2 protein-coding genes are annotated in these 1,879 nt (G+C 56.7%); one reads left to right on the top strand and one right to left on the bottom strand.

Features of this window, described 5'->3' with window-relative positions; all coding sequences use genetic code 11:
* A partial coding sequence (locus AC33YF_RS13825) for an adenylate/guanylate cyclase domain-containing protein (RefSeq protein ID WP_491777795.1) occupies positions 1 to 805 on the bottom strand: 805 nt, incomplete at its 3' end.
* A gap of 303 nt (positions 806 to 1,108) precedes the next feature.
* Here AC33YF_RS13825 and AC33YF_RS13830 point away from each other — a divergent pair.
* A complete protein-coding gene (locus AC33YF_RS13830) occupies positions 1,109 to 1,756 on the top strand; it encodes a DUF1326 domain-containing protein (RefSeq protein ID WP_491777796.1) in 648 nt (215 codons plus the stop codon).
* Positions 1,757 to 1,879: the final 123 nt, after the last annotated feature.

The raw sequence follows: 1,879 nt of genomic DNA on the forward strand, positions 1-1,879 counted from the left end.
AGAGGCCCGAAATTCGCGAGAGGTCCGTAATTATGTCCTGAGTAATCCCGTCACTGAAATAATCCTGCTCGGGTCTCTGACTGATATTTTCGAATGGAAGAACAGCAATTACCGGCTTCTCGGTTCTCGTCGTCAGTGTAGGCTCTTGACCGGACAGTATCCGCGTGGCCGGGCTCCAAAACTGCCACCACACAAGACCAGAAAGGGCGCCGACCAGCACAAACCCGGATGCTGCGAGAATAAGGCCTCTACCGAATGGAGCGATCAACGAGCGCTTTTTGTTGGATGCTGCTCCGGATTGCCAGCGCCAGACATGGATCGGCCTTGGAACATTCTTTACTCGCTGCTCGCCGGCATCCTCAAAACAAACATCAACCTTCCCGGCGAGATGCTCGTAGGCCGTACCCGAGATGCAGATCCCCCCAGGCTCCGCCAGAGATTCAAGGCGGGCTGCGACGTTGACGCCGTCTCCAAGAATGTCGTTGCTGTCGATGACAATATCACCAAGGTTGATCCCGATACGGTAACGGATGCGTCTATCATCGGGCACCGCCCCATCACGCTTTGCGAATTCCTGCTGCACCTCCACGGCGCACCTGACGGCATCCACGACACTCGGGAACTCGGCCAACAGGCCGTCACCCGTCGTCTTGACGATTCGGCCCCCGTGCGCGGCGATCTTTGGATCGAATACATCCTCACGGTGGGCCATTTGGCGTGCAATCGTACCTTCCTCATCGAGCCCCATGAGCCGCGAATAGCCGACGATATCTGTCAGCAGAATGGCGGCGAGCCGGCGTTCCATGGCAATCCTCCCTGGCAGGAATGTAGCCGCGTCCAACCACAAAATCTATCCGGCTCGTGTATAGCTGCTGTTGTCGTTTATTTGCCCGACGCTGGCTCCAAGCGAGAGTAGGGTATCCGTCAGCTCATGAAGATCGCGTGGGATCGTCAGGGGTCCGCGCATGGTCACCAGATGAGGGTAGGGCGGACGTAGGATGTCACAGGCGCACTTGTTAGCTGAGGCAAGCAGCCATATCGTTGAGGCTGGCCAGTACATTTGGTCGGTTCGTTTGAGTTCAGATTTTCTTTCAGCAAAGGTGTTGCGATGACCCGGACAGAATGGTCGATCCACGGACGAGAACTCGTCAACTGCAACTGCGCTTACGGGTGCCCTTGCCAGTTCAATGCGCTTCCCACCCATGGAAACTGCCGTGCGATCGTGGGCTATCAGATCGACACCGGACACTACGGAGCGACGAAACTCGACGGCGTTCGGACAGCACTTGTCGCGAGTTGGCCCGGTCCCATCCACGAGGGCGATGGGACGATGCAATTCATCATCGATGAAACTGCTAGCGATGCACAGCGTGCGGCAATGGAAGCGATTATGCGGGGTGATGACACCGACGACATGGCCACGATGTGGTGGGTGTTCAGTGCTATGGCTCCCCGCAAGCTCGATACGATTTATGCCCCGATCGATTTTGCTGTCGATGTCGATGCTAGGCGAGGTCACCTGAGGATACCAAACCTCATCGAGATGACGGGTGAGCCGATCAAGAACCCAGTGACTGGGGCCGAACATCGGGCGCGTATTGATCTGCCTCATGGCTTCGAATACCGCCTTGCCGAAGTCGGCAGCGCTTCCGGAAAATCAACGGCCGGCGTCGCAATGGAACTGACCGACAGTTACGCCCAATTTGCAGAAATTCATCTTTGCGATAAAGGCGTGATCGAGGCGGCAGCAGCCTGATCACCGATATGCCTGACCAGACGGTTACGGAAAGCATCGTTCGGCGAGAACGAATGATCGTTCTTGCCGGCCTAATAGCAATATCGGCCTTGGCATGGTGGTGGATCATCGCCGGTGCCGGCA

The sequence above is a fragment of the Methyloceanibacter sp. genome (genome assembly GCF_058506495.1).

Excerpts from the sequence above, each read along its gene's own strand:
- AC33YF_RS13830 (WP_491777796.1), top strand. The coding sequence starts at position 1,109 with ATGACCCGGACAGAATGGTCGATCCACGGACGAGAACTCGTCAACTGC.